The sequence below is a fragment of the Tardiphaga alba genome (genome assembly GCF_018279705.1).
GTDB classification, from domain to species: domain Bacteria; phylum Pseudomonadota; class Alphaproteobacteria; order Rhizobiales; family Xanthobacteraceae; genus Tardiphaga; species Tardiphaga alba.
In genome coordinates, this window is the sequence record NZ_CP036498.1 from 4,373,423 (window position 1) to 4,399,995 (window position 26,573).

General features: G+C 63.1%; 22 protein-coding genes and 1 pseudogene. 9 read left to right on the forward strand and 14 right to left on the reverse strand.

Translation table 11 applies throughout. From position 1 onward, the window contains the following. Nucleotides 1–32: 32 nt before the first annotated feature. From RPMA_RS20930 to RPMA_RS20940, 3 genes are all read right to left on the reverse strand, one after another. Nucleotides 33–1,898 (reverse strand): flagellar hook-basal body complex protein, encoded by a 1,866-nt coding sequence (locus tag RPMA_RS20930; RefSeq protein WP_211909588.1) that lies wholly within the window; start codon nt 1,896–1,898, stop codon nt 33–35. Nucleotides 1,899–2,230: 332 nt separating this feature from the next. Further along, complete coding sequence (gene msrB / locus RPMA_RS20935; protein WP_211909589.1) at nt 2,231–2,737, reverse strand: peptide-methionine (R)-S-oxide reductase MsrB; 507 nt, start codon at nt 2,735–2,737, stop codon at nt 2,231–2,233. Nucleotides 2,738–2,865: 128 nt separating this feature from the next. Next, on the reverse strand, nt 2,866–4,200 hold the full coding sequence (locus tag RPMA_RS20940; RefSeq protein WP_408056455.1) for an NAD(P)/FAD-dependent oxidoreductase: 1,335 nt from the start codon (nt 4,198–4,200) through the stop codon (nt 2,866–2,868). Between the two features lie 155 nt (nt 4,201–4,355). Here RPMA_RS20940 and RPMA_RS20945 point away from each other — a divergent pair, with 155 nt between their 5' ends. Both RPMA_RS20945 and RPMA_RS20950 read left to right on the forward strand, forming a co-directional pair. Continuing rightward, on the forward strand, nt 4,356–4,889 hold the full coding sequence (locus tag RPMA_RS20945) for a SixA phosphatase family protein (protein ID WP_211909591.1): 534 nt from the start codon (nt 4,356–4,358) through the stop codon (nt 4,887–4,889). Nucleotides 4,890–4,945: 56 nt separating this feature from the next. Continuing rightward, a complete protein-coding gene (locus tag RPMA_RS20950) occupies nt 4,946–5,383 on the forward strand; it encodes a universal stress protein (RefSeq protein WP_211909592.1) in 438 nt (145 codons plus the stop codon). Here RPMA_RS20950 and RPMA_RS20955 read toward each other — a convergent pair. Further along, nucleotides 5,380–5,976, reverse strand: a complete 597-nt coding sequence (locus RPMA_RS20955) for a hypothetical protein (protein ID WP_249225322.1) — start codon at nt 5,974–5,976, stop codon at nt 5,380–5,382. The two genes, RPMA_RS20950 and RPMA_RS20955, sit on opposite strands and share 4 nt — an antisense overlap. A gap of 61 nt (nt 5,977–6,037) precedes the next feature. Between RPMA_RS20955 and RPMA_RS20960 the strand changes: the two genes are divergently transcribed. After that, nucleotides 6,038–6,472 (forward strand): hypothetical protein, encoded by a 435-nt coding sequence (locus tag RPMA_RS20960; RefSeq protein WP_211909593.1) that lies wholly within the window; start codon nt 6,038–6,040, stop codon nt 6,470–6,472. 4 nt (nt 6,473–6,476) lie between these two features. Here the strand turns inward: RPMA_RS20960 and RPMA_RS20965 are convergent, their stop codons facing one another. The 3 genes from RPMA_RS20965 to RPMA_RS20975 all read right to left on the reverse strand — a co-directional run bounded on the left by RPMA_RS20965 (nt 6,477) and on the right by RPMA_RS20975 (nt 7,777). Further along, a complete protein-coding gene (locus tag RPMA_RS20965) occupies nt 6,477–6,800 on the reverse strand; it encodes a helix-turn-helix domain-containing protein (RefSeq protein ID WP_211909594.1) in 324 nt (107 codons plus the stop codon). Then, entirely contained in the window at nt 6,790–7,143 is a 354-nt protein-coding gene (locus tag RPMA_RS20970; RefSeq protein ID WP_211909595.1) for a type II toxin-antitoxin system RelE/ParE family toxin, read from the reverse strand. The genes RPMA_RS20965 and RPMA_RS20970 overlap by 11 nt, the downstream gene beginning before the upstream one ends. Nucleotides 7,144–7,270: 127 nt before the next feature. Next, nucleotides 7,271–7,777 (reverse strand): YciE/YciF ferroxidase family protein, encoded by a 507-nt coding sequence (locus tag RPMA_RS20975; protein ID WP_211909596.1) that lies wholly within the window; start codon nt 7,775–7,777, stop codon nt 7,271–7,273. 435 nt (nt 7,778–8,212) lie between these two features. Between RPMA_RS20975 and RPMA_RS20980 the strand changes: the two genes are divergently transcribed. Then, nucleotides 8,213–9,280, forward strand: a complete 1,068-nt coding sequence (locus RPMA_RS20980; protein ID WP_211909597.1) for a lysylphosphatidylglycerol synthase transmembrane domain-containing protein — start codon at nt 8,213–8,215, stop codon at nt 9,278–9,280. A 267-nt stretch (nt 9,281–9,547) separates the two neighbouring features. Next, nucleotides 9,548–11,466: pseudogene (locus RPMA_RS20985) on the forward strand (hypothetical protein). A gap of 78 nt (nt 11,467–11,544) precedes the next feature. Here the strand turns inward: RPMA_RS20985 and RPMA_RS20990 are convergent. Both RPMA_RS20990 and RPMA_RS20995 read right to left on the reverse strand, forming a co-directional pair. Beyond that, nucleotides 11,545–12,504 (reverse strand): Bug family tripartite tricarboxylate transporter substrate binding protein, encoded by a 960-nt coding sequence (locus RPMA_RS20990; RefSeq protein WP_211909598.1) that lies wholly within the window; start codon nt 12,502–12,504, stop codon nt 11,545–11,547. A 94-nt stretch (nt 12,505–12,598) separates the two neighbouring features. Next, complete coding sequence (locus RPMA_RS20995; RefSeq protein ID WP_211909599.1) at nt 12,599–14,314, reverse strand: FAD-dependent monooxygenase; 1,716 nt, start codon at nt 14,312–14,314, stop codon at nt 12,599–12,601. Between the two features lie 142 nt (nt 14,315–14,456). On the opposite strand from RPMA_RS20995, the gene RPMA_RS21000 reads away from it, so the two are divergent. Continuing rightward, nucleotides 14,457–15,152 (forward strand): TetR/AcrR family transcriptional regulator, encoded by a 696-nt coding sequence (locus tag RPMA_RS21000; protein ID WP_211909600.1) that lies wholly within the window; start codon nt 14,457–14,459, stop codon nt 15,150–15,152. A gap of 89 nt (nt 15,153–15,241) precedes the next feature. Further along, nucleotides 15,242–16,237: an alpha/beta hydrolase gene (locus RPMA_RS21005; protein WP_211909601.1), complete on the forward strand. Its 996-nt coding sequence runs from the start codon at nt 15,242–15,244 to the stop codon at nt 16,235–16,237. Between the two features lie 33 nt (nt 16,238–16,270). Here RPMA_RS21005 and RPMA_RS21010 read toward each other — a convergent pair whose 3' ends face one another. Then, the gene (locus tag RPMA_RS21010; protein ID WP_249225324.1) at nt 16,271–16,840 is read right to left on the reverse strand and encodes a DUF2147 domain-containing protein; all 570 of its coding nucleotides are present in this window, start codon (nt 16,838–16,840) and stop codon (nt 16,271–16,273) included. Between the two features lie 428 nt (nt 16,841–17,268). On the opposite strand from RPMA_RS21010, the gene RPMA_RS21015 reads away from it, so the two are divergent. Then, on the forward strand, nt 17,269–17,721 hold the full coding sequence (locus tag RPMA_RS21015) for an acyl-CoA thioesterase (protein ID WP_211909603.1): 453 nt from the start codon (nt 17,269–17,271) through the stop codon (nt 17,719–17,721). 72 nt (nt 17,722–17,793) lie between these two features. Here the strand turns inward: RPMA_RS21015 and RPMA_RS21020 are convergent, their stop codons facing one another. Beyond that, nucleotides 17,794–18,114 carry a 2Fe-2S iron-sulfur cluster-binding protein gene (locus RPMA_RS21020; protein ID WP_211909604.1) on the reverse strand — a complete coding sequence of 107 codons (321 nt, stop codon included), beginning with the start codon at nt 18,112–18,114 and terminating at the stop codon, nt 17,794–17,796. Nucleotides 18,115–18,215: 101 nt separating this feature from the next. Continuing rightward, nucleotides 18,216–18,563, reverse strand: coding sequence for an Hpt domain-containing protein (locus RPMA_RS21025; RefSeq protein ID WP_408056456.1), 348 nt, complete (start codon nt 18,561–18,563; stop codon nt 18,216–18,218). A gap of 418 nt (nt 18,564–18,981) precedes the next feature. On the opposite strand from RPMA_RS21025, the gene RPMA_RS21030 reads away from it, so the two are divergent. Next, nucleotides 18,982–24,435 (forward strand): apolipoprotein A-IV repeat region-like domain-containing protein, encoded by a 5,454-nt coding sequence (locus RPMA_RS21030; RefSeq protein WP_211909605.1) that lies wholly within the window; start codon nt 18,982–18,984, stop codon nt 24,433–24,435. 236 nt (nt 24,436–24,671) lie between these two features. On the opposite strand, the gene RPMA_RS21035 is transcribed toward RPMA_RS21030, so the two are convergent. Beyond that, on the reverse strand, nt 24,672–25,547 hold the full coding sequence (locus tag RPMA_RS21035; protein WP_211909606.1) for an aldose 1-epimerase family protein: 876 nt from the start codon (nt 25,545–25,547) through the stop codon (nt 24,672–24,674). Between the two features lie 102 nt (nt 25,548–25,649). Continuing rightward, on the reverse strand, nt 25,650–26,564 hold the full coding sequence (locus tag RPMA_RS21040) for an MlaD family protein (RefSeq protein WP_211909607.1): 915 nt from the start codon (nt 26,562–26,564) through the stop codon (nt 25,650–25,652). Nucleotides 26,565–26,573: the final 9 nt, after the last annotated feature.

Consider the following 26,573-nt stretch of genomic DNA (forward strand, 5'->3'; position numbering starts at 1 on the left):
ACGAAGGACGGCCGCCAAGGCGGCCTTTGGCGTTAACGCATCACGTTCAGCAGATCCTGCACCATGGTGTTCGTCGTCGTGATCACCTTGGTGTTGGCCGAGTAAGCCTGCTGCGTGATGATGAGCTTGGTGAACTCGTCGGCGATGTCGGTGTTCGACGATTCCAGCGACGAGCCGGAAATGCTGCCGCCCTTGCCGTAAAGCGCTTCACCGGATTCATTGGTCACTTCGAATGCACCACCATCGATGCGTTTCAGGAAGTTGGCGCCGTTGAAGGTTGCGATAGAGACCTCGGCAAGATCGATATTGCGGCCGTTCGAGTAGCTGCCCACCACGCGACCTTCATTGCTGACCGACACGCTCTTGAGCTGGCCGGCCGCATAACCGTCCTGCTGGAACTGGTTGACCTGCGCATTGCCGTTGGTGTCGGCGAACTGCGTGAGACCGCCGGTGCCGAACGCCATGGTGACGTTGCCGAGCGACTTGCCCGACACGGTCAGGCCGGTCAGCGTGATCTGGCCGACCACCGGCTGCATCTGGCCGCTCGGACCGAACTTGAAATCGGTACCGACATTGACCCAGGCCGGCGTGGCGCCGGTCGCCGACGGATTGGTCTGATAGAAGAGATTCCAGGTATCGGTGCCGCCCATGGTCGCCGATTCCACCTTCGCCCAGCGGAACTGGAGGCTGACCGGAGCGCCGTTGCCGTCATAAGCGGTGGTCGCGCCACCAGCGATCGACTGATCGAGGAAGGTCTGGTTGTCGCTGCCGATCACGATGCCGGTGCCGGACGTACCACCGCCCGAACGCAGACCGGTGACGGTGCCGGTGAAGCCCATGGCCTGGAATGCCGCAACGGCCGTGGCTGACGAGCCGGCAGCAAGCGTGAAGTCGTTTGCTGTGCCGGAATTCAGGGTCACGACACCGGTCGATGAAATCGTCGAGGCGGTCGCGCCGGAATTGCCCGTCAGCGTATCGATCTGTGCAAGCAAGGACGACATCGTCGCCGTGCTCAGATCAACGAAGGTCGTTCCGACCACGGGCGTCGGCGTCGGCGTGGTCACCGGATCGTAGAACTGGATCGTGTTGGTGGTGGTCGTGCCACCGTTGGTGACCTTGAGAACCAACGTATCGTTATGCGCAAAGGCGGCCGTCAGCGAGTTGGTGCCTGCTGCACCTCTTAGCGCGGTGGTTCCCGAAATCGGAAGCGGCGTGGTTTCGGCGTTGTTGCGCGCATTGCCGGGAATACCTGTATTGCCGAACGGCGTCGCCGCGGTGCCGAGCACGCGTGGATTCGACAGGTAGTCGGCGGGGCGGAGCAATTCAGAGCCGGGAACGGAGGTCTGGTGATCGACCGTCAGCGGATAGCTTGCAAGGTTCGCGCGATAATCGAGCTTGGTGGTCGCCTGTGATGGCAGGAAGTCGTTCTGGAAGCGCAGCACTTCCGGCGTCGAGCCGGCCGGGTTGCCCGTCGACGGATCGATCTTCACGCCCTGCAGATAGTAGCCGGCGCCGTTGACGAGGTAGCCGTTCTTGTCGAGCGAGAAATCGCCGCGGCGGGTGTATTTGTTGACGCCGTCGAAGATCGGCGTGGAGTCCGAAACGTTGCCCGGCTTCTGCACGGCGAAGAATCCGTCGCCATTGATCGCCATATAGGTCGCGACCGAGGCTGACTGCACCGAGCCCGCCACCGTATTGGTGCTGCGCGATCCCGCATTCACGCTGCCGGCGAGCTGCGCATTGGTGCCGGTGTCGGGGATGAGATCGGTGAAACTGGTATCGATCCGCTTGAAGGCGGTGGTCTGCGAGTTGGCGATGTTGCCGGAGATGTTTTCCAGCGCATAGGAGTTCGCCCGCAGGCCCGCAACCGAGGTGGTGAGAGCGCCGAAGATACCCATTACATCGTCTCCAACTTCCGGGCGGCCCGCCGGGGTGATGCCAAAATGATGGCCGCTGCTGGAGGCAATGTCGCAAGGCCCGTGCCAAGCGGAATAAGCGAGACAAATCAGCGAACTAACAAAAACGCCCCGGTCCAGAGACCGGGGCACAATTGCCTAGAAGGGAAATATTTGCCGGATAGAACGAGCGCACCGCCGCCTGTTACTTCCCTCTCCCGCCCTTGCGGGGAGGGTGGCGCGTAGCGCCGGGTGGGGGCGCCCCATGTGACGTCGGAGTTTGTGGCAGACCCCACCCGACCCTCCCCGCAAGGGCGGGAGAGGGAGAAGAAGCCTCACGTCGCCGATGGCGTGGCCGGTTTGAACACCAGCGCGAAACCGTCCATGCAGTAGCGGAGACCGGTCGGCTTAGGGCCGTCATCGAACACATGGCCGAGATGGCCACCGCAACGGCGGCAATGGATGGAGGTGCGGGTCATCCCATAGCTGGTGTCCTTGCGCTCGCCGACGCCACCATCGAGTGGCTTCCAGAAGCTCGGCCACCCCGTGCCGCTCTCATATTTGGTCTCCGACGAAAACAGCGCATTGTCGCAGCCGGCGCAGGCGAAGGTGCCCTTACGCTTCTCCTTCAGCAGCGGGCTGGAATAAGGCCGCTCGGTGCCTTCCTTGCGCAGGATCTCGTATTGCTGCGGCGTCAGCTGCTTGCGCCACTCCTCGTCGGTCTTCATGACCTCGAATTTTTCATCGGAGGCGGCATTGGCCGGCGCAGCGGTCAGCCATTTCAGCGACAGTAGGCCACCAATACCGGCAGCGGTAGACAGAAGCAGGCGACGGTCGATCATGATGGGTCTCCCTCGGTCGGGATGCGTATCCCGTTCGTCTGGAATTACGGATCGAACGGCGCGAGGTTACATCGGCCCGGCAAAAAAACGCTCACGAAATCGCGATCGCGGCGCCAGTTCGAGAGGCCCTAGTCCGACAAACGCGGCCCGGTCCCCGCACGGGCATTTGCCGCCGCAAGGCGGGCTTCCCGCACCAGTTCCCTGGCCAATGCCCGCTCGCGATAGCGCGCCAGCGTGCCGTCCAGCGCCGAGGTCTGGCGTTGCCAGAGCCCCACCGCATGGCCGACGACGCGGCCGATCCGGCCACCGGCCCAGACCAGTTCGAACGGCGCAAACAGCCGGGTGCGGTCATCGCGCGCATACATCGCCCGGGCGATCAACTGCCCGGCCATTGCGGACGTGTTCAGCCCCTGATGGCCGAATCCGCTGGCGACCCACAGTCCCTGCCGCATCTGCCCGATCTGGGGCATGCCGTGGACGGTCTGCCCCATCGGGCCGCCGAAGGTCTCGGTGATGGCGACCTTGCCGAGCTGCGGAAACACCTGCCGCATCCGCCGCGCAATGGCGCCCGCGAAACGCTCGGGCTTGGCGGCCCAGGTCGTTTCCGGGCTGGACCACATCAAGCGATCGCCCTCCACGATCCGGAAGTGATCGATGCCGTCCGTATCCGTCACCGAGCCCTGGAAGGTGACCGCCTCTGCCAGACGCTCGCCGAGCGGTTCGGTGATCCCCGCATAGCGCCATACCGGCAACAGCGTATCGGATAATCGTTGCGCGGGCGCACCGAGATGCACGTTGCCAGCCAGCACCACATGCGATGCACGGAGCCGCGCCGACGGCGTCACGATGCGCTTGCGAATGCCACCGGCATCGATGCTGATCACCGGCGTATCCTCGAATATCCGCACGCCGGCCTGCTTTGCCAGCGTCGCCAGGCCCATCAGATATTTGCGCCCGTCGATCTGGAACGCCTTCGGGTAGTACACGCCGTGAAAATAGCGTTGGGTCTTCAGCGTGTCGCGGACGCGATCGATCTGCCAGCCCTGGACGTCGGTGTCGAAATCCTCGCCAAGCATCTGCAGCCGCGCGATCAGCTTTTCGCCGACATCGACATTGGAAACTTCGAGCGCGCCGTCACTGATCCCAAGCCCGGGAATCACATCCTCGGCCGCATGCGTGCGGACATAGTCCGCGCCCTGTTTCGACAGTGTCCAGAGTTCGCGGGCATCCTCCAGTCCCACACGCGTGATCAGGTCGGCGAGCGGCAGGCCGAAGCCCGGCATCACCGTGCCCATCTGATGGCCCGACGCACTCCAGCCCACATAGCGGGCCTCCAGCACCACGACGCTGGCACCGAGTCGTGCCGCCTCCAGCGCAATCGTCAGCCCGGCCAGGCCGGCGCCGACCACGCAGACATCCGCATCGAGCGGAAATGTCAGCCGCGCACGGTCCTCATCGGCCATGTCGGGTCCAAATGTCACGCTTGCGGAAGTCGTTGTCATGCCGTTTCTTACGAACAGGGGGCGCGCTTGTCACCTTGTCCTCATACGCCGCGTCCATTAATCCGCGTGTAAGGCGCTATCGCGCTGAAAGCCACCTGATCGAATCGAGATTTCCCATGCGCCGACTCATGCTGTTCCGCCACGCCAAGACCGAAGCGGACGCGCCGAGCGGCAAGGATTTCGACCGCCGCCTGGACGACCGTGGACGCGGTGACGCCGCGCTGATGGGCGGCTGGCTGAACAGCCACCCGCCGCATCCCGACATGGTCTGCGTGTCCACCGCGATGCGCACGCGCCAGACCTGGGATCTGATCTCCGCTGCGATGCCGTCCAACAAGCCGACCGTCGAACATGTGGAAGAACTCTACGGCGCCGGCCTCGAGGAAATTCTCGCCGTGATCCGCGATGCTGCGGTGCAGGACCCGCGTCGGCTGATGCTGGTCGGCCATAACCCCGGCCTGCATGAAATGGCGCTCGGCCTGATCAAGGACGGCGACTATGACGGCCGCAAGGCACTGTCCGACAACCTGCCGACCGGCAGCGTCGCGATCATCGACTTCGCCATCGATAGCTGGAACGACATCGCATTCCGCTCGGGCACGCTGGTGACCTTCGCCAGCCCGAAACTGCTGAAAGGCATTGGTCAATAAGTCGCCTCGCTTCGCGGAGGAACCGTGCTAGGCTCCTTCCGACGATGGAGGCGCACATGTACAAATCCATTCTGGTCCCGATCGATCTCGCCGAGATCGACCTCGCAAAGTCCGCCATCGCGCAGGCAGCGATGTTCTCGCGCACGTTCGACGCCAAGGTGCGTCTGCTCAATGTGATGGCGATGACGCCGGTGATGCTGGCGGAATATGTCCCCGCCGATTTCGATACCCAGCAACGCGAGACATCCGAACAGGCGCTGGCGGCCGTGGCGCGCGATTGCGGCATCGATGGCGCGCATCTGTCGAGCATCGTACGACAAGGCGGCATCTATCATGAGATTCTCGAAGAGGCCGCCGACATCAAAGCCGACCTGATCGTGATGACCTCGCACCGCCCCGCCATGCGCACCTATTTTCTCGGCTCCAATGCCGGACATGTGGTGCGCTATGCGAAGTGCTCGGTACTGGTGGTGCGGCAGGGCGCAGCGACCTAACCCAGCAAATCCTTCGGCACATCGTCGAATGTATAGCTGCGTGGCCGGTTGCGGCTGAGGAAATCCCAGCCCTGCCAGCCGAACAGCGCGCTCAACAGGACGATAAAAATCACGCCGGCGAATTCGCCGACATATAGCGCGCGGATCAACAGCGCCGCCATCGCCAGACCGACCAGAGCGAGCGCCGCCGATAGAACGTTGAAGGTCCACGGCTTGATGCCGGCGCGCAATGTCACCGCACTGCCCGCTGCGGCGAGCCGCTCATGCAGTGTAATCATGAAAGCGGGATAGCCGAATTGCGGCTCCATCAGCGCAGCGGTCTGTTTCGATGTGGAGAACAGCTTGAGCCGGCGACCTTCGCGATTCTGGAGGTCCGCGCTGTAGCGCTTCCGTTGCATTGCCATCGGCCGGTATGAGAGCCGCACCGAGGCAATATCTGCATAGGGCCAGACGCCCGACCGCCGCCCGATCTTCCAGACCAGCCCCTCGTCCGTGAGTTCGAACTGATAGGCGGGGCCCATCAGCGAGGCGCGATAGAAATAGGTCCGCCCGTCGCTCGCCTCGCCTGGCCTGTTCAGCAGTGAACCCAACACGTTCTCGTCTCCCACCCGCCGCCGCTTGCGCGGGCGCCTGCCTGTCCCTTACAAGCTCCTGATGGCTGAGACGACCACTTTTCCGCGCCGCCTGATTCTGGCAGGCGCCATGATCACCGGCGTGATGCTGGCGCTGGCCGTGCATATGCTCGGCGTGCGGTTCGGCCTCGATCTCGGCGGCCTTTGGCGCAAGGATCCCCTCACCTTCATGCCCGCCGGCGCGGCCATTGCCTGGTGGTTGATCGCTGCGATGGGCTTTGTCGGCGGTTATGTCACGGCCAATCTGATGGACAGCGCGGCGTCCGGTCGCATCCCGCAGCGCATGCGCAATTTCCTGATCGCCATCGGCGTGTTGGTCCTAGCCGGCGCCGGCCAGGCCGCATCAGCGCCTAACGCGATCGCCAGCGCATCCGGCGTTCTCGCCGGCTTCGCCGCCCTCGCCCTCGGCGGCATCATGGCGTTTTGCGGCGCGCATTTCGCGTTGAAGCGCGCATAAGCGATCAGCTCAGCACGTCGAGCCCGTGCTTCTGAACGATGCTCAGCAGTTTAAGCGCCATCCCGCTCGGCTTCTTCGCGCCGGTCTCCCATTTTTCTACCGTGCTCTCGCTCGTATTGAGATAGCGCGCGAAAACAGGCTGGCTGACGCGGTTCTTGACGCGAAGCTTCTTGATCTGGGCCGGCGCAAGATCTGGCGGAGCGACTAGGCAGGATTCATCGAACCGACGCATTGTCGCCTTATCGACTGTTCCAGCCTTATACATTCCAGCGACATGGCTATGGATCGCCTCGAACGCATCGCTTTTGAATTTCGGCTTATGTGCCAACGCAAATCTCCGTCAGTTCTTTGGATCGTATATCTGCCTCGATCTCCAACTCTCTCTTTCGCGCGTGGAGATCCGCGACATCGCGAAACGCGATCAACTCGTCATCACTGATATTGGCACGGTCCTTCTTCGCAAACAGGTACACATAAATCCAATAGCGACGACCGCGGGCTGCGATGATGCTTCGATGCATATTGCGATTGAGGCGCTTCTTGAAAACGCCTCCACCAAGATCATCAGCCTGACCAAGTCGGACCTGCGCGATCGCCTCGCACAGTTCATCGTCGCTGATGCGCGCTTTCCGCGCTGCTTTATCGAACCAAGCCGTCTTGAATGTCCGCATATGCCGAACGCCCCAGGCCCCGCACGAAGGTAGCACCCAGTGCTACCATCTTCAAGATTGCATGGGCGCAAAAACAAACGCGCCCAGGTAAACCTGAGCGCGTTTTCAAGGCCGGACTTCAGACAGATCAGCCCGCCGCCCGCAAATTGACCTTGCCTTCGGCCAGCGAGGTCAGCTTCGCATCGACGCGCTTCTCCTCATCGAGCGTCTTCTGCAGGACTGCCGCGCAGTCGTTGCGGCCGAGCTGACGCGCCCAGGCGATCAGGCTGCCGTAGCGAACGATCTCATAGTGCTCCGCCGCCTGTGCAGCATTGATCAGTGCGGCATCGAGCACGCGCTTGTCGGCCACTTCACCGGCGGTTTCATCGGCTTCCTTGATGATGCCGTCGATCGCCGGGCAGGTCACTGCTTTGACCTGGGCACCGTGCATGGCGAAGACCTGTTCGAGACGCTCGACATGTATTTCGGTCTCCTTGAGATGCTCTTCAAACCCTTGCTTGAGGGCCGGCTCGGTCGCCTTGCCCGCCATTTTCGGCAGTGCCTTCAGCAGCTGCTTCTCCGCGTAGTAGATATCCTGCAGCTGGTGCACGAACAAATCGTCCATCGTCTTGATGTCTTTTGAAAACAGTCCCATCGTTTCAATCCCGTCAGTGAGCGAGAGCGGGCCGTTGACCGGCCCATCGCCGCCAGCGACCGCAACGCGTGTTTGGCGCATTGTGTCGTTTGGTCGCGTCTCGTTCGGTTGCAGATACCACCGGCAACAGGTGAGTTCGGGACATGTTCCTGGGAACGGCCGCGTTTCCGGCATGGAACATCGGGTAATCTGGCCTATATCAATGCATGGAAATGGCACTGGACGAACCTGTAGCCGTGACAGTTTTGAGGCCGTGGCGGGAATGTGGCGGGTGCCCGCCCGGCGTTAACGCTTCCACTGTCAAGGACTGCACAATGGATCGTTTTTGCCGTATGGGTTTGGGCGAGATGAGTGAACGTCGCGTATGAGTGAATTGGTTATCTGCAGCCCAATGCCCCAATCGGCTTTCCCCTTGTCGCCCCGCCGGGAGGACAAATGTTTCGACTGCTGACCGCGCTGGGGCGCGGCTTCAAGCAGCACATCGGCTGGAAACGGCTGGGTGTTGTGGCGAGCCTCATCGTTATTGCGCTCGCAATCTCGCATCTCGTGACCACGCTGAAGGGCCTCGACACCGCCAAGATCCTGGCGGCGATGGCGGCCAAGTCGACGATGCAGATCGCGATGGCGACACTGTGCGTGATCGGCGCCTTCTGCACCCTCACCTTCTACGATTACTTCGCGCTGAAGACGATCGGCAAGAAACACGTTCCCTACCGCATTGCCGCACTGTCGAGCTTCACCAGCTACACGATCGGCCATAATCTCGGCGCCACGGTTTTCACCGGCGGCGCGATCCGTTTCCGCATCTATTCGGACTACGGGCTGAACGCCATCGACGTCGCCAAGATCTGCTTCATCTCCGGCCTCACCTTCTGGCTCGGCAACTGCTTCGTGCTGGGCATCGGCATGGTCTGGCATCCGCAGGCCGCATCCGCCATCGATCTGCTGCCGGATTCGCTGAACCGGCTGATCGGCCTCGCCTGTCTTGCCGGCATCGCCTGCTATCTGGTCTGGCTCTCGGTCGGCAAGGAGCGCCGCCAGCTCGGCCAGAACGGCTGGAAGGTCGTGCTGCCCTCGGCGCCGCTGACCCTGCTGCAGATCGCCATCGGCGTGGTCGATCTCGGCTTCTGCGCGCTGGCCTTCTATCTCCTGATGCCCGAAACGCCCTATGTGGACTTCGTCTCGGTCTCGGTGGTGTTCATCCTTGCCACCCTGCTCGGCTTTGCCAGCCATGCGCCGGGCAGCCTCGGTGTATTCGACGCCGCCATGCTGGTGGCGCTGCCGCAGTTCAAGCAGGAAGAACTGATCGCCACCGTGGTGATGTTCCGCATCCTGTATTTCATGCTCCCATTCGCGATCTCGATCTGCATCATGGGCACCCGCGAACTCTGGCTCAGCGTCATCGTCCCGTGGCAACGACGCAAGACGGGCGGCTCTTCCAGTGAGCACCGCGAAGGCGAGCCTGCGCCGGTGGTCGTGCATCAGCGGCAGTCGCACGGCTGAAACGGGCTCCGTTTCGTGGTCCTCGCGAAGCGGGAATTCGGTCGATGGCGACGTCACAGATCCATCACGAACGAGGTATGGGTCGGACGACGACAGGCGGGGATGACACGTCCGCTCACTTCCTGCTGATCGCGCTGCGAACCGACTCCGCGGAACGCGTTCCGCATGCTAGGCGTTTCTTACTTCCGCCCCATACGTGACGTTCAAAACCGCATGACCTACGCCTTTTCCAGACGTTCATTTCTTGTTGCCGTCACGCTTGTCGGCATGGCGCCGCTATGGCCCGCACAGCAGGCCGCTGCGCAGGCGCCGACCGCCATCGCACCCGCCAATAGCGCTTCCGTCCAGATTTCCTGGGAAGTCCGCAATCGCTTTCGCCTGTTCAAGGAAGAGCGCGACTTCCAGCTTCACGTCGATGCCATGCGCAATCGCAGCGTGCTTGGCTCCGAACAGGTCCTTGGCACACAGAGCGATGGACGCGGCTGGGCTCGCAATACCGTGGGCCGCTTGTGCGTCGATCTCGCCGGCCGCGTCAGCGAGCCCTGCACCCGCGACGGCGTCAAGGAGAGCTACCTGACGCCGACCGAACATCCGGTCACCGTGCGTCTCACCGGCGAGGTGCCGGTCGGCGCGGTGTGTGCCTGGACGTTCGACGACGGCGAAGGCCCGCGACAATCCACCGTCGATTGCGCCGAACCGATCAATTTCCGCGCCATCTATGGTCGCCGCACCGTGGCCACCGTGGACGTCGCCAGTGGCGACGCGCCGATACGCACCTCCACCGATATCGTCGTGCGCGACATCTTCATCGCCGGGCTCGGCGACTCCATCGCATCGGGCGAAGGCAATCCGGATCGGCCGGTGGCGCTGTCGGACGATGGCTTCTGCTTCCGCTCCTATCTCGGCGGCCCCGCCGGCCAGTTCTACCGGCCGAGCCGCGCCGCCTTCAAAGGCGGGCGCTCCTGCGATTCCTATGAATCCCTGCAAGCCTGGCAGCGCGCCGGCGCGCAGTGGCTCAATGCCGCCTGCCATCGCTCGCTCTACAGCTACCAGACCCGCGCCGCGATCGCGCTTGCCGTGCAGTATCCGCACATCGCCGTCAGCTACCTGCCCTCGCCTGCTCCGGCGCCACCATTGCCGATGGCCTGCTTGGCAGCCAGCGTGCCCGCGAATGCCTGACCACGAAGAACGCATCCACCTGCGCCGGCAGCGTCAACGCTCAGGTCGCCGAATTGCGTGAAGCCGTAACGGCCGTAAAGAAGCGCGCGCCGAACCGCCGGCTCGATCTCGTGCTGCTGTCGATCGGCGCCAACGACATCAATTTCTCCGGTCTCGTGGCCGACGTCATCGTCGACAACGACACTGAACGTGCGCTGTTCAAGCGCGGCGGCATTCTCGGCTCGGTCGAGGACTCGCGCAGCGCGCTGACCCGCGACCTGCCGGCAGGCTTCGGCAAATTGCGCGAGCAGTTGAAGCCGCTGGTCGGCGGCGACATGGGCCGCGTGGTGTTCACGGCCTATGGCAATCCGGCGCTCGTCAATGGCGGCCCCTGCCCGGGTGGCCCCGGCGGTTTCGACGTGCACCCGTCCTTCTCCGCGGATCCCCGCCGGCTTTCGAATGTGGCCAACTTCGTCGAGCGTGAATTCCTGCCGCAACTGAAGTCGATCGCGATGTGCGAAGGCGGCGTGCTGTGCCGCAATCCGGAAGCCGACCGCATGACCTTCGTCGATGCGCATCAGGCCAACTTCGCCAATCACGGTTTTTGCGCCCGCGGCGCCAATGACCCGGACTTCGATCGCGCCTGCTTCTCGCCCAAGGGCGACAGCTTCAACACCAGCCTGGTGGAAGCAGCCCAGCAGCCGATGGCCTGCGGCCGCGGCGCCAGCGAATTCCGCGCCTATCTGCCCCGCGCCCGGTGGATCCGCGATGCCAATGACAGCTACTTCGCGGCGATGACCTATCCGCAGGGCTATTCGGCGGCTGTCCAGCCGTCCGATATCCACGACGCGACCTGGGGCATTCTCTCTGCGGTCTATGGCGGCGCCATCCATCCCACCGGTGAAGGCCACGCGGCCATGGCCGATGCCGTCGTGCCGGCAGCCGCAAGCGTGCTGCGCCTCGGCGCCGAAGCGGAAGTTTCGCAGGAACCGCTGGCGCCGGTGCAGATTCAGCAGCCAGCGAGGTAAAAGTATGGCCCGGATGGAGCTATCCTTATCCAGGCCGTACGCCTGCAGCTGAACAAGAGAACCGGATCCGAGCGTCGCCTATTCCGATTTCAGCTTCAGCGTCTTGATCAGCGCTCCGTATCGGTCAAAGTCGTTGCGAACGACCTGAGCGGCGGCTTCGCTGCTGTCACCGACAGGCGTGAACCCGATGTCACTCATCCGCTTGATAATCTCCGGATCCCTCAACGCTTTCACCAGTTCGCTGTTGATACGATCGACGATGGCCTGCGGTGTGCCGCTACGCACGAAAATCCCCTGCCATGCCTCGACGGCCACATCCGGATAGCGGGACGAAATCGGAGCAGAGCCCGGGAACATGGGCAACGCTCCCGGGCTCGTCACAGCCACAGCCCTGATCGTCCCCGCCCGGACATGCTGCTCCACATTCGCAGGCGTATCGACCGAGCACGACAGCAGGCCCGACATCAGGTCGGGAAGCGCGAGTCCGAAGCTGCGATACGGCGCATGCACCACATCGAGCTCACCCGCGCGCTTAAACATCTCGAGGGCCAGATGCGGCGGCGACCCGACGCCATAGGTCGAACAGGTCAGCTTGCCGGGATTCTGTTTGGCATAAGCGACATATTCGTCAAAGGAATGGATCGGAAGCTTCGGACTCACGACCAGAACATAAGGCGACATCGCCACCCGGGTGACTGCCTTCAGGTCCTTCATGGGATCGAAGGGCGACGGCGAAATCCACGGATTGATGATCAGCGCCGACGTGGTCATGAGGATCGTGTGGCCATCCGCCTCGGCGCTTGCTGTAGACTGAGCTGCGATCGTCCCTGAAGCGCCCGGCCGGTTCTCCACAACAATGGGCTGATTGAAGACCGGGCGAAGTTTCTCGGCAAGGATCCGTGCGACGACATCGATCGAGCCGCCGGGCGGAAACCCGACGATCAGCTTGATCGGCCGTTCCGGATAGTTCGCCCAGGCCATACCGGGTAATAGCAACGAGACAAAGCAGATCGAGATAGCACGCAAGTAACGGCGCATGATTTCCTCCTTGGGGCGACGCCGTTCCGGCGCCATTCTTGGATCGACGCGGCGCCAGATGCGCCGCATCGTCGTCTTTGCAAGGATCAGGTGATCAGGACGCGAGACGATCCATCGCGGCCTGCGCCTTCGGGTGTAGGATGTGAAGTAGTGCAGAACGCAGGTGCTCTTCTGCACCGGGCTTCATCTCGGCAACCCGCCAGGCAATGAAGCCATCCGGCCGCACGAGCACCGCGCCCGTCGTGCTGACGCCGAAGCGATCACCGAAGGTCTGCTCGACATCCTCGACGTCGGTGCCGACCAGATGGCACTGGATATCCAGGCCGACTTCAGTGCCGATTGCCGTCGCGATGGCCCGCCACGCCTCACCCTGCGCCCCCGCAAGAATCGAGAATTCGGGCGACACCAGATCGAGTGTGGATAGCCGTTCTCCATCCCGCTCGATCCAGACATGCGGTGCGCGGCAACCCGGCACGCCGGATGGGATGTAGTCGGTGAAGGGATCGTTCACTGCCGGCGGCGTGCTGCCGTCCGGCACCACCGCGGTCGATTCATAGACGCTGCCGAGCTCGAGCCCGATATGATTGCCGTAGCGGCTCGTCATCTGGAACACTTCCGCGCGACCGACCTCATCGACAGTGGTTTCACCGCGCGAAATCGCCCCGAGTTTCCAAACCTGCTGGCGATTGTGATAGGATTGATCGGCAACCCAACGCGCGAATGGCCGCCGCTCGGTCTCGTAAGTCGAGAGCAGTTCGCGCCCCGCCTTCCCCTTCAGGTAAAGCGCCAGCTTCCAGATTGCATTGTGCATACCCTGCAGGCCGGTGTTCGCACCGAGGCCTCCTGTTGGCGGGAACATATGCGCGGCATCGCCGACGAGAATGATGCGCCCCGAAATGAGATGACGGCCGACAACCGCATTCATCTGCCACTTGCCGATCGACAGAACCTCGACCGGAAGATCCGGAATTCCTGCGCCCAGACGGATACGCTCGACACACCTGTCCTTATCAAAGTAGTCGATCGACCATTCCGCTTCCGGCACTTCCAGCTGCGTCAGCCAGCGCCCCTTCGCATCCAGCGGCTGGAATACCCCGCGCGCATCCTTGTTTGAGAAGAAGTGCAGGATGCCTGTCCGTTCGCCGATATGCTTTTCGAGATCTGCGCGGAAGTAGCAATTGATGAAGTGGGCGATCTTCTTCGGCCCATCCATTTCGACCTTCAGTTTCTCGCGGAAAAAGCTGGACGCCCCATCAGCGGCGACAAGTGCAGGCGCCTTCAACGAATAGATTTCGCCGGTGGCGCGGTTCTTCACCTTGATCTCGACTGCCGACGCACCGTCCTCATCCCCGGAAACGATCTCGACGACTTCATGATTGAAGCGGACATCGGCCATCCCGGTGCGCTCGATCGCCTTGCGGAGCACGGGCTCGATCATGTCCTGCGACGACAGCACCGAGCTGACAGGGCTCAGTTCCGGTCCGGCACCTGCAAAGCCCCTGGAATCGAGATGACCGGTCTGCTTGCCGACGATTGACTCCATGAAGCGGATCGGTGTCTTCCAGTTTGGCGGCAGATCGAGTTGACGCAGCTCTTCATAGACCTCGCGCCCCCACCCCCGCGCGATTTCCATCGAGCGCGTGTTGAAGTTCCGGGTCTTGGGATGCCAGCTGGTGCGCTCGTTGCGTTCTAGCAAGATCGAGCGGAGACCGCATCGCGCGAGTTCGAGGGCAGCACCGAGCCCCGTCGGACCGGCACCGACGACGATGATCGGATCAACCTGATGATGAGAGGTGTGTTCCTCGGTCATGACTATCCTCCTGTTTATTGTCAGTTATTAGATTGACATTCTACTTTGTTAGAATGACGTTCTAGTTTGTCAAGCCGGATGTTTTGCTCGCCTCGAACCACCGAGTGTGGAACAAGGACCATGGCCATTATGGAATCGCGCGATGCCAAAGCCACACAGCAGCAGACCGACCAAGCCGGCAAAGGCTCATGACATCGAGCCGATCATTCGCCTGAACCGCGTGAATGCGCCCAAGCAGGCGCGCAGCGAACGACGTCTCCAGGAGATCATCCAGGCACTGGACGATCTCCTGGACGGCCGCACGTTCGAAGACATCACCATCCCCGACATCGCGGCCCGCGCCGGATGTGTGCCCGCATCGATCTATGCCCGGTTTCGCGACAAGGCCAGCATCCTGGTCGCTCTCCACGAGTCGATCCGTGACCGACAAATCGCCAATATCGACGAGAGCATGCGGCTCGAGCGCCACGAGCATCTCTCGCTCCAGGAATCGATCTACACGATCCTCCACAATCTCACGCGCTACTATTCACGCCAGCGCAATCTGCTTCGCCCTGCTTATCTCCTCGGCGATGACGAAATCTATGAGCGCGCATCTGCCCTCATCAGACATGTGACGGACCGCATCAGCGCGATCGTGAGACATCACATGAAGGACATCCCCGGCGATGTCGTCGACAGGCGCGTGGACCTGGCCATGCGCGCTGTCTATGCGCTCCTGCAGCAGCGAATGGTTTTTCAGGATGTGCGCACCGGGCGCCTGATGCCCGTCAGCGACGAGGCGACGGCGCGCGAGCTGGATGGCTTGTTCATGCAACTGGTCGTTCAGGGTTCGTGATCGTCAGCGCGATCTGCGGACTTGGTTCAACTCTTACAACGACTAGAATGAGATTCTAATAACATTCACGGGACCAGCAGAGGTTTCGAATGGCAGCGATGATCGACGCACTGGAATGTGAAGAGTTCAGAATTCCATCGGATGACGCTGGTATCGACCTTTTCGTCCGCAACAAGCATGCATCCGGCATGAAGGAATTCGGCCCCAATCGAACCCTGTTGTTCGTACATGGGGCGACCTATCCGGCATCGACGAGTTTCGATCTCGCGCTGGATGGCTTCTCCTGGATGGACTTCATCGCTGCACAAGGCTTCGACGTCTACGCGCTCGATCTGCGCGGCTATGGCCGCTCCACGCGACCGCCGGAAATGGATCGCCCGGCGGAAGACAGCCAGCCGATCGTTCGGGGCGATGTGGCCCTTCGCGATATCGCCGCTGCCGTGCGCTTCATTCGGGAACGGCGCCAGCTGAATACCCTGTCGCTGATGGGATGGTCGTGGGGAACGACGCTGGTCGCGACTTATACGTCGCTCAATCCGCAGCTGGTGAACCGCCTTGTCCTCTATGCACCGCTATGGATACGACAGCCGGGCCCGCGCACCGCCGCCCTCGCCGGGCAGCGCTCGCCTGCATACCGGACGGTGACGAAAGCTGAGGCCCATGACCGCTGGCTGGCCGGCGTGCCCGAGCATGCACGCGATACGCTGATCCCGGAAGGATGGTTCGACTGCTGGGCCACGACGACATGGGCAACCGATCCCAAGAGCCAATCAACCCATCCCGCGGAATTGCGCGCACCGAATGGCGTGATCCAGGACGTCGTCGAGTACTATAACGTTGGCCGGCCATACTTCGATCCGGCAAGGATCGAGGCCCCCACATTGCTGGTCAGTCCGGAATGGGACAATGACACGCCGCCCTATATGGCCCATGCCCTGTTCGACAGGCTTCCATCTCGCATCGAGAACCAGCTCGTGTCGCTTCCCGAAGGAACCCACAGCATGCTGATGGAGCGTAACCGGCTGCAGCTGTTTACATGCGTGCAGAGCTTCCTGACCTCACCCGGCACACAGCAAATCCGGTGAAGCCGAACGTGCTCCCGTCCAGGAATGAAAACGCTAACGCTGCTGAGGCTGCGCGGGCGTCGCGCTTGCCTTCTTCACCGGTGCCTTGGACGTACCAGTGGTCGCCGGCTGCTTCGTGGCCACGGTCTGCGGCACATATTTCGCGAGCACAGTCGGATCGAGCGATGCCATCTCCGTTTCCGGGAGGCGATACCAGGTCTCGTCCTTGCCCAGCAACGCAATGCCCCAATAACCGCGAACGGTGAGCGCGCGGCCATCGGCGCTGACGCTCATCTTCGCCTTGTAGACCTTGCCGTCACGCGGATCGAGAATGTTGCCATTCTCGTACTTCAATCCCTGCTGCTGCATGTTGCGGATAAAGGAGATGCCCAGCACCGGCTGGTTCTTGCGGTCATCGATGCATTTGCTGCAGATATCGTCGCCCGGCTTGTCGTCGGCGCTCGGGAAGGTCTTGGCGATGGCACCTTCAAAGACGCCGCCACGATCGACGACCAAAACCCAGACGACCGGCTTGCCGTCCTCGATCTTCTGCCAGAGACCTGCGGCCGTCTGCGCCGTGGCAAAGCTGACCGTAGACATCAAGCTGACGGCAGCGGTCGTCATGCTCGCAAGAGCCAAGGTGGCAAATCGGCGGGATCGGGTCTGGGTCATCTACGTCCCCTTCGCAGTTCGTCGTCCGGCAGGCACCGAGGATGCAGCTGCATGAACTATCAATCTTACGCGACGAAAGAGTGACCCCGCTTGATGGCTTTTGCAAGATTGCCGATCACGCGTCGGGTATCAGTCTGTGGCGCCGCCACACCTTCGCCATAAGTAACGGTACCCGCGAACTCCGAGCGGCGCACATCATTTCCGCCAGCGACTCAATATCACGTCGGTTCCAAAGTGTAGTCGCGCATCAGTTAACGGAGAGCTGCATCCGCAAGGCCGGTCGCACGATCTGCAGACGCCAGCTCGGATCCGAGGCTGCAGACTTGCCTGCATGCCGTAACTGCGCTGTAACGGATCGCAATCTGCTGGAGACCGATGACGTGAATGCCCCTGCCCGCGCAGCCGTACCTCTGCTGGAAGACTATCCATTTCGCCTGACGGACAATGTGCGTTTCGCGGATCTCGATCCGAACAACCACGTCAACAACGCGGTCTATTCGAGCTATTTCGAAACCAGCCGCGTGATGCTCACCAAGGACTCGTCATATGGCCTGACGCCGGACGGACTGAGCTGGGTGCTGGTCAAGCTCGACATTCACTTCCGCGCGGAGCTGCACTGGCCCGGCACGATCGAACTCGGCACCGGGATCGAAAAGATCGGCCGGACGTCGCTGACATTCGCGCAGGTGGTGTTCTCGGGCGGGAAATGCATCGCCTCGTCATCGGCGACCACGGTCATGGTGGGATTGCAGAGCCGCCAGCCGACCGCCATTCCGGCCGACACGATCACCCGCCTGCAGCCCTGGATGCTGCGCCGCGCGGCAACCGCGTAAAGTCCGGCGCGGTCCACCAGGACCGCTGTTACGAACGCGATACGGCGGCCTCAAGGGCAGCCGTTCGTTTGATCAGGCCTGGCGTTCCGGCGTGATCACGACGAGACCATCGAGGGCTTCGGTGACCTTGATCTGGCACGACAGGCGCGAATTCGGCTTGATGTCATAGCCGAAGTCCAGCATGTCCTCTTCCATCGGGGTGGGAGCGCCGACCCTCTCCTGCCAGGCTTCGTCCACATAGACGTGACAGGTCGCGCAGGCGCAGGCGCCGCCGCATTCGGCTTCGATGCCGGGGATCGCATTGCGGATCGCAACTTCCATCACGGTAGAGCCGACATCCGCATCGATGGTGCGGGTTTCGCCGGAATGATCGACAAAGTTGATTTTGGCCATGATGCTCGCGCTACCGGGAAGACAGATACGGCTGTCCTATAACGGGTCGGTTCGCGCAGCGCCAGCGCTCCACCGCAAAACCGTCATCTGGAAAGAGGGGATCAGGACCGCTTGAGAATGCCGTCGATCTCGGCCCTCGCCTCGAGAACCGCGTCGGTCAACGTCATCAGCGCTTCGGCGCTATCCGAATTGTCCCGCAGGGCGCTTTCCAGCCATTCGGCCGCGTCGGTGATCCGGAACGCGCCGACCGCTTCGGCCGAGCCCCGGAGCTTATGGGCGAGATCCGCCACGTTGGGCGGCATCCGGACGATTTTTTCGATCAGCTCGCTCGCCTGGGCCGCGAACATCGCCAGCACTTCGCGCTCTAGCGAGGCGTCGCCCATGGTCATGCGGTTCAGATGGTCGAGATTGATGGGTCCGTCATCGGGAACCAGCGGCGGTGACGGCATCCATTGAACCCATTCGAGGTGAAGTGGCATTGATATTGGCTCAGATTCCCCGCCGCCGGGGGTTCCGGCCGCACTTTTCGGCAGCCAAACACGGAATTGGTTAACGGAACGTTCTGTGTACGATCCGGCTTCTCGCCGCGGTTTTGACGAAAACTCGCCACGATTACGGGGCCATTCCGGATATTCGAAGCCTAACAACTAGTTACCGGCAGAAGCCGTTAACTATCATTAAGAATGTCTTAACCAGAACCATTTCATTCGCGCGACCAAGCCAATAGGATGTTTGCGGAAGTAGCGGACAAGCCGAGCGACCGGCAGTCTGAATTCGTCTTGCGGGGTGCATCCGGCTTTGGCCGATGCAGCGAGACGACGCGTATGGGTACTTCCGGTGTTGCGTAACAGGGGGCGTGGAACGAGCATGGCAAATAATTCGAAGAAGGCCAAAGATCCGACCGAAGTCGCCCTTTCCGCTATCCAGGAAGCCCTGAATATCGACGGGCCCCGCCCCGATCAGACATTGCGCGCCGATAACGCGCCGGTCTCCGGCCCGGTCAATCTGGACGAGCCCAGCTTCGATTCCCGTATTTCTGCCGATCACCCGTCCTTCGAGCCCACCGAAGAGCCGCGTTTCGGCCGCCGCGCCGCCAATGACGATCGCGAAACCATCGGCCAGATCCTGCAGGCGCTGCAGAAGAACCGCCCGGCCCGCAACGTCTACACGCTCGCCACGCTGTTTGCCGGCGTATGGGTGATCGGCGCCGGCGTCCTCACTTTTGCCTTCCTGCCAGCGCTGCAGGCCCTGATCGGTCAGGGCTCGGGCGGCACGCTCGCACTGGCCGGCCTCGCTGCCGTGCTGTTCGCCCCCATTCTGCTGTTCTACTTCCTCGCCAGCCTCGCCTGGCGCGGCCAGGAAATGCGCCTGATCGCCCAGTCCATGGCCCAGGTCGCGATCCGCTTTTCCGAGCCCGAAGGCAGCGCCAGCGATTCCATGGTCACCGTGGGTCAGGCGATCCGCCGCGAAGTCGCCGCCATGGGTGACGGCATCGAGCGCGCCATCGCACGCGCCGGCGAACTGGAAAGCCTCGTCGCCAACGAAGTGTCGGCCCTCGAGCGCGCCTATTCCGACAACGAAGTGCGCATCCGCGCGCTGCTGCAGGACATCGCGCATCAGCGCGACAATCTCGTCGGTCAGGCCGAACAGGTCCGCTCGGCGATTTCCGGTGTGCAGATCGACCTCCGCCACGACATCGCGCTGATTTCCGACGCCATCGCCTCGCGTGTCGATGAAGTCGCCAAGAGCATCACCAGCGCCCTCGAAGAGCGCGGCGAGCACATCACCGGCGCCCTCGGCCGCGCCGGCGACAACATGATTCTGGCGCTCGGCGAACGCGGCGGCGACCTGCTCGACCGCCTCGAGGAAGCCAGCTCCGAGACCACCCGCGCCGTGCTCGATGCATCGGAGCGCCTGACCACCAGCCTCAACTTCAAGACCGGTCACGTCCACGACGAGTTCGTCGATCTCGCCGATCGCGTCCACGAGATGCTGAACGAGCGCATCGACCGCATCACCAGCGACTTCGAGCAGCGCTCGGCGTCGATCGTCGATCGCGTCTCGGATCGCACCGAGCAGGTCCATGACTCGCTTAAGAATTCCAGCGACTCGCTACTGCTCGAGCTCGAACTGCGCAGCAACGACCTCGCCGGCAAGATCGACGACGCCGGCAACCGCCTCGCCACCCAGGTTCTGACCTCGGGCGACAAGGCGAGCGAGTCGCTCGAAGCCACCGTCACCTCGCTGGCCGCCCGCGTCGCCAGCCAGACCGAGAGCGCACACGACACGCTCAGCCTGCAGATCAATGCGTTCGAACAGCTCGTGAAGGACCAGGGCTTCGAGCTCGCCGAGCGCTTCTCGCGCGACAGCGGCACGCTCGGTGCGTTGATCACCAAACACATCTCCGAATTCGATCGCACCGTGAAGACCTTCGGCGGCGAAGTGGTCGAGCGTCTCGGCCAGCGCACGGAAGACATCAACACCACGCTGAAGACCTATGTCGACGGCTTCGATGCCCGCGTCACCTCCAATATCGGCGGCATCACCGACACGCTCGACGGCCGCCTGGCGCATTTCGAAACCACGTTCGAAAACCGCGTCAACAGCCTCGACGTCTCGCTCGACGGCCGCATGAAGTCGTTCGACGCCACCGTCGACGAACGCCTCAAGGGCCTCGAAGAGACCTTCGACAACCGCGCCCAGTCGGTCACCGCGATCGTCGAAGCGCGCCTGCAGTCGCTGCAGTCGACCCTCACCGACGGCGCGACCCGTGCGGTCGATACTGTCGATGCCCGCCTCACCCACCTCACCACGTCGCTTACCGATGGCGCCGTGCAGGCCATTCACTCCATCGACGACCGGCTGTCGTTCCTCACGACCTCCCTCACCGAGGGCACCGTGCAGGCGATCGCTGCGATCGACTATCGCATCAACAACGTCACTGAGGCGATCGACGCGCGCAGCAACAACCTTGCCGACACCGTCACTGCGCGCTTCCAGGGCATTCATCAGGGTATCGAAACCCGCGCCGGCGCCATTGCCACCGAGATCGAAGGACGTGTCGAACAGTTCGAGGAGTTGCTCGGTTCGCGCATTGAGGCCGTCGCTGGCCGCATCGAGACCTCGGGCCGCACCGCGAGCGATCAGCTCATGGCGCGCGCCGAAGAACTGTCGGTCAACATCAAGGGCCATGTGGACGATGCCGAGCGCTCGCTCACCCATCTCATGGTCAACACCAGCGAGACCATCCAGGCAGGCGCCCGCGCCGCGCAAGAGTCTCTCGTCTCGGTCTCGACCGATGTCGGCGCGCAGCTGCGCCTGACCGCCACCGATATCGAGAGCTCGCTGACCGCCATCGGCACCACCGCCGCTGGCGCCATCATCGCCAGCGCCCGCGAAGCCCAGACCACGCTCATCACCGCGTCCACGGATGCGTCCGAGCACGTCAAGACACTGTCGGCCGATGTGGAGCGCACGCTCACCACGGCGGGCTCGACCACCGCAGCCTCGCTGATCGCCGGTGCACGCGACGCGCAGACCACCCTCGTCTCGACCTCGACCGAAGTCACGACGCAGATCCAGAGCCTGTCCGCCGATATCGAGCGCACCCTCACCACGGCCGGCACCGCCACCGCGGACGCCGTCCTCTCCGGTGCCCGCGCGGCGCAGTCGACGCTGGTCACTGCCTCGACCGATGCATCGCAGCAGGTCCGCTCGCTCGCCGCCGATGTCGAACGCACGCTGATCGCCGCCGGCAATGCCAGCGCGGAATCGATCCTCGCCTCGACCCGCAACGTGCAGTCCTCGCTCATCGAGGCCTCGACCGATGCCGCGAACCAGGTGCGCACCCTTGCGGCCGACGTCGAACGCAGCATCACGACCGCTGGCGCCACAACGGCAAGCTCGATCGTGGCCGGCGCACGCGAAGCCCAGACCACGCTCGTCTCGGCGTCGTCGGAAGCCACCAGCCAGGTCCAGGCCCTTGCGGCCGATATGGAACGCAGCCTGATGGCCGCGAGCACCTCGACCACCGAGGCAATCGTCAGCCACGCCCGCGAAGCGCAGAACGCACTGGTCTCGGCCTCGTCGGAAACCACCGCGTCGGTCCGTACCCTCGCCATCGATGTCGAGCGCACGCTGCTCGCCATCGGCGCTGACTCGGCGTCCTCGCTGCTCAGCAGCGCCCGCGAAGTGCAGACCTCGCTCACCACCTCGTCCGCCGATGCCGCTGCGCAGATCAAGGCCATCTCGGTCGATATCGAGCGTACGCTGTCGGCCGTCACAGCCAACACCACCGACAATATCAAGGTCAGCGCTGCGCAGGCCCAGCAGTCGCTGGTCGCCGCCTCGACCGAGATCACCACCAAGATCAAGACCACGTCGTCGGAGATCGAACGGTCGGTGTTCACGGCATCGGGCTCGTTCGGCACGACCATGAGCGCGAAGACCGACGAAATCGTCGGCTACGTGCAGCAGCAGACCGAACGTCTGTCGCAGATGGTGGACGCGAAGCGCGGCTCGCTGGTCGATGCACTCGGCGGCAAGGCCAACCAGCTCACGATCGATATCGATCGCGTGACGGTGGATGCCCTGAAGGCGATCGAAAATCGCAGCCAGACCTTCTCGCAGACGCTGGCGACCTCCAGCACCGATGTCGCCCGGGCTATCACCACGGCTGGCGAACTCGCAGCCGGCGCGGTCAACAAGTCACTGAAGGACCTCGAAACCTCGTCGCGTACCGCCATCGAGCAGTCGCGCCAGGTGTCGATCACCGCCGTCACCGAGATGCAGGAAACCAGCAAGATCCTGCGCACCGACACGGTCGCCCTGTTCGAGCGGCTGCGTGAAGGCAACATCCTGCTGCAGGAAGTCCTCACCGGCGCCCACGACAACCTCAACTCGCTGGAGCGCGCCCTCGTCACCCGCGTGGCCGATTTCGTCGCCACCATGAACGACGTGACCTCGCGCAACGGCATCGCGACCCAGACGCTGGAAGAGCAGCTCACGCTGTTCTCGTCCAAGTCCGAGAAGGCGCTCGAAGACCTCGGCACGCTATCGACCCAGTTCGAGGCCCATGGCCATGCGCTGGTCGATGCCGCAGCTTTGGTCGAACAGAGCAACCGCTCGACTCTCACCTCGGTCGGCGACAAGAAGCAGGCACTGGAATCGCTGGTCTCCACCATCGATCTGCGCACCAATGATCTCGATCAGCGCCTCACCCGCTTCACCGGCCTGCTCGACGAGTCGCTGGCGGCCGCGGAAGAGCGTGCCCGCGACATCGCCCGCGTGGTCGCCGAAACCGCTGGTGCAGGCTCCTCGGCCATTACCAAGCAGTTCGAAGCCGTGCGCAGCGCGGCAGAAGAAGAGCGTCGCGTGACCTCGGAGGCCATGAACGACATCTATCAGCAGGGCACCAAGGAAGCCGAAGCCATGTTCAAGGCATCGACCGACAAGTTCGCGTCGATGGTCCAGGGCATGAAGGCGATGGCTGCCGAGATGCACAACGAGCTCGAAGCCACCCGCGCCGACATGCGCCGCGGCGTGTTCGAGATGCCGCAGGAGGCCGCCGAGAGCACTGCGCAGATGCGCAAGGTGATCGTCGACCAGATCGAAGCCCTCGCCGAGCTCAACCGCATCGTCGCCCGTCACGGCCGCGGTATGGACGTGGTGCAGACCAACGCCCGCAGCGCGCCGCAGCGCGAGCCGGAACCGGTGATGGCCACGGTCGGCAGCAGCCGCGCCGAGACCCGCGCAGAGGTGCGTAGCGAGCCGCGCAACGAAGCGCCGCGCCGTTCGCCGATCGGCACCGCTTCGAGCCTGCCGACTGCCGACTTCGGCAGCCCGTCGCGCCGCACCGAAGCGCCGTCGGTTGCACCGGCCGAACAGGACCGTGGCGATGGCTGGCTGACCGATCTGCTCGGCCGCGCCGAGGACGAAGAGCAGGAGCAGCCGCGCGCCCGCGCAGCGCAGCCTGCCGCGCCGAGCAATCCGCTGGAGTCGCTGTCGCTCGACATCGCGCGCCTCATGGATCGCAACCTCGCAGCCGAGATGTGGGACCGCTATCAGCGCGGCGAGCGCAAGGCCTTCAGCAAGCGCCTCTACACGCCCGCCGGCCAGAAGGCCTTTGATGAAGTCGCCCGCAAGTATCGCGCCGACCGCAACTTCAAGGGCACCGTGGATCGCTACATCACCGAATTCGAGCGCCTGCTCGACGAGGTGGCCCGCGATGAACGCGGCCCGAGCGCCCTGCGCAGCCACCTGACATCGGAAACCGGTCAGGTCTACACGCTTCTGGCCCATGCCGCAGGCCGGCTGGGATAAAGCTCAGCACAGATTGAAACGCGAAAGCGGAGGCAGCGCTGCCTCCGCTTTTTGTTTGCACGTATCGCGAGATTGCTGATGGCCTCCCTCCCCGGAGCGAAGCGAATGGGGAGGGTCCGCCGATAGGCGGGGGTGGGGTCTATCCCCACGTGACGTCGTACCGTGGTGCACCCCCACCCGTCCGCGCTTCGCGCGGCCACCCTCCCCACAAGGGGGAGGGAAAGAACTGAGCGCTACTAAGCGAACCCAATCCGCTGCGTAAAGCTGCGTGTCTCGCCGACCGCTATCTGCATCACGCCGGGCTTGTCGCTGAACTCGCCATCGAAATCCACCGCGCTCGCAAAACCATGCCATGGCTCGATGCAGAGAAAAGCTGCCCCCGATGGTTTCGACCAGATACCGAGTTGCGGGAAACCATCCCAGGCAAAGGTGATGGTCGGTGCCCCCGGCGCCTCATAGCGCAGCGATGTGCTGGCGATCCGATCGAAGATCATCGCGTCGGCGGCGAACAGGGCTTCGGACAAAGCGAGCGTATCGCCCTGCACTGCGGTTGCTTCCGGCTGCGGCAGCAACAGCCCGCCGTCGAGCCGTCGGATCGGGGCTGGCTCCGGCTGCGCAAACACGATGCGATGCGCGGTCTTCGCGATGCCATCCGCGAGCGGCCAGTGAAATGCCGGATGCGCACCGATCGATGCCGGCAACATCTCGTCCCCGGTATTGGTGATCGCATAGCCGATCACCAGCTCGTCCTCATCGACCACGTAGGACACGTCGAGCCGGAAGGCGAACGGGTATTTGGCGCGGCTGGCCTCGTTGTCGCTCAGCGACAACACGCATAGCGTCTTCTCGCGCGCCGTCCAGGCAAAGAGCTGGTCGCGGGCAAAGCCGTGCTGGGTCATGGGATAGGTCTTGCCGCCATGACGGAGCACGTCATCCTTGAGCCGCCCGACGATGGGAAACAGGATCGGCGCGTGACGCGGCCATTCGGGGCCGGCCTGCCACAGCACCTCATAACCATCCGCATTCTTGAGCGAGCACAGCTCGGCGCCATCGGCCTTGATGGTGGCCATCACGCGGCCATTGCTGATGGTGAAGTGATCGTCGATAGCCATAAGCGCTCCTGTAGCCCGGGTGGAGCGCAGCGTAACCCGGGAACCGGCGTTTCAGCTAGCTCGACATCCCTGGATTAAACTGCGCTCCATCCGGGCTACGGATCAGCGCCTTCGCAACTGCTGCGGCGGCGCCTGCTGTTGCGGCGGCGGGGCCTGCTGCTGCGAGCTGGTGCTCGGGCCGAACAGCAGGCGCGTCGGGTTGCGGTCGAGATTGTTCACCGCGCGGCTGACATCGTTCAGCGTGCGCGAGGCATCGCCCAGAGTGCGGCGGCCATCGATGATCAACTGCCCGGTGCGCTTGTCGAGATTGTCGGTGAGTTCGTGGAACGACTTCACGGCCGCGGTCAGCGCGCCGCCGTCCTTGCCGCCTGCCAATGTATCGAGGCCGAGCATGATATTGTCGGTCTTGGCGACGACGCCATCGGCCTTGCCCATGATGCTGTCGATCTTCTTCATAATGCCGTCGATGGACTCGGCATTCTTTGCGAGCACGCCGGTGAAGGTCTCGACATTGCTGAGCGCGCCCTTCAGCGCCTCCTGGTTGTCGGTGACCAGCCGGTTGACGTTCTGCAGCGTCGCACGCACGGCCTCGCCGATATCCCTGGTTGCATCAGGATCCGCGGTCAGCACCGGCACGCCGTCGGTGTCGAGCGGCACGTCCGGCGCATCCGGCGCGCCGCCCTTCAGCGCAATGGCGGCGACGCCGGTGAGGCCCTGGAATTCGAGACCGGCCAGCGTGTCCTTGCGGATCGGCGCCACGGTGTCGATCATCGCCAGCGCCACCACGCGCTTGGGATTGTCGAGCTTCACCGAAACCACTTCACCGACGCGAATGCCGTTGAAGTTCACATTGCCGCCATTGCGCAGGCCCGAGGCCGAGCCTTCGAACACGACACGCAACGGCGTGCGCTGCTTGCCCGAATGCAGGTTCTGAAACCACATCACGAAGCCGATCGCTGCCGCGATCACCGCCAGCGTGAAGGTTCCGATCAGGACGTAGTTCGCCCGCGTTTCCATTGCTCAAAC

Excerpts from the sequence above, each read along its gene's own strand:
- RPMA_RS20930 (WP_211909588.1), bottom strand. The coding sequence starts at position 1,898 with ATGGGTATCTTCGGCGCTCTCACCACCTCGGTTGCGGGCCTGCGGGCG.
- msrB (WP_211909589.1), bottom strand. The coding sequence starts at position 2,737 with ATGATCGACCGTCGCCTGCTTCTGTCTACCGCTGCCGGTATTGGTGGC.
- RPMA_RS20940 (WP_408056455.1), bottom strand. The coding sequence starts at position 4,200 with ATGGCCGATGAGGACCGTGCGCGGCTGACATTTCCGCTCGATGCGGAT.
- RPMA_RS20945 (WP_211909591.1), top strand. The coding sequence starts at position 4,356 with ATGCGCCGACTCATGCTGTTCCGCCACGCCAAGACCGAAGCGGACGCG.
- RPMA_RS20950 (WP_211909592.1), top strand. The coding sequence starts at position 4,946 with ATGTACAAATCCATTCTGGTCCCGATCGATCTCGCCGAGATCGACCTC.
- RPMA_RS20960 (WP_211909593.1), top strand. The coding sequence starts at position 6,038 with ATGGCTGAGACGACCACTTTTCCGCGCCGCCTGATTCTGGCAGGCGCC.
- RPMA_RS20970 (WP_211909595.1), bottom strand. The coding sequence starts at position 7,143 with ATGCGGACATTCAAGACGGCTTGGTTCGATAAAGCAGCGCGGAAAGCG.
- RPMA_RS20975 (WP_211909596.1), bottom strand. The coding sequence starts at position 7,777 with ATGGGACTGTTTTCAAAAGACATCAAGACGATGGACGATTTGTTCGTG.
- RPMA_RS20980 (WP_211909597.1), top strand. The coding sequence starts at position 8,213 with ATGTTTCGACTGCTGACCGCGCTGGGGCGCGGCTTCAAGCAGCACATC.
- RPMA_RS20990 (WP_211909598.1), bottom strand. The coding sequence starts at position 12,504 with ATGCGCCGTTACTTGCGTGCTATCTCGATCTGCTTTGTCTCGTTGCTA.
- RPMA_RS20995 (WP_211909599.1), bottom strand. The coding sequence starts at position 14,314 with ATGACCGAGGAACACACCTCTCATCATCAGGTTGATCCGATCATCGTC.
- RPMA_RS21000 (WP_211909600.1), top strand. The coding sequence starts at position 14,457 with ATGCCAAAGCCACACAGCAGCAGACCGACCAAGCCGGCAAAGGCTCAT.
- RPMA_RS21005 (WP_211909601.1), top strand. The coding sequence starts at position 15,242 with ATGGCAGCGATGATCGACGCACTGGAATGTGAAGAGTTCAGAATTCCA.
- RPMA_RS21010 (WP_249225324.1), bottom strand. The coding sequence starts at position 16,840 with ATGACGACCGCTGCCGTCAGCTTGATGTCTACGGTCAGCTTTGCCACG.
- RPMA_RS21020 (WP_211909604.1), bottom strand. The coding sequence starts at position 18,114 with ATGGCCAAAATCAACTTTGTCGATCATTCCGGCGAAACCCGCACCATC.
- RPMA_RS21025 (WP_408056456.1), bottom strand. The coding sequence starts at position 18,563 with ATGCCGTCACCGCCGCTGGTTCCCGATGACGGACCCATCAATCTCGAC.
- RPMA_RS21030 (WP_211909605.1), top strand. The coding sequence starts at position 18,982 with ATGGCAAATAATTCGAAGAAGGCCAAAGATCCGACCGAAGTCGCCCTT.
- RPMA_RS21035 (WP_211909606.1), bottom strand. The coding sequence starts at position 25,547 with ATGGCTATCGACGATCACTTCACCATCAGCAATGGCCGCGTGATGGCC.
- RPMA_RS21040 (WP_211909607.1), bottom strand. The coding sequence starts at position 26,564 with ATGGAAACGCGGGCGAACTACGTCCTGATCGGAACCTTCACGCTGGCG.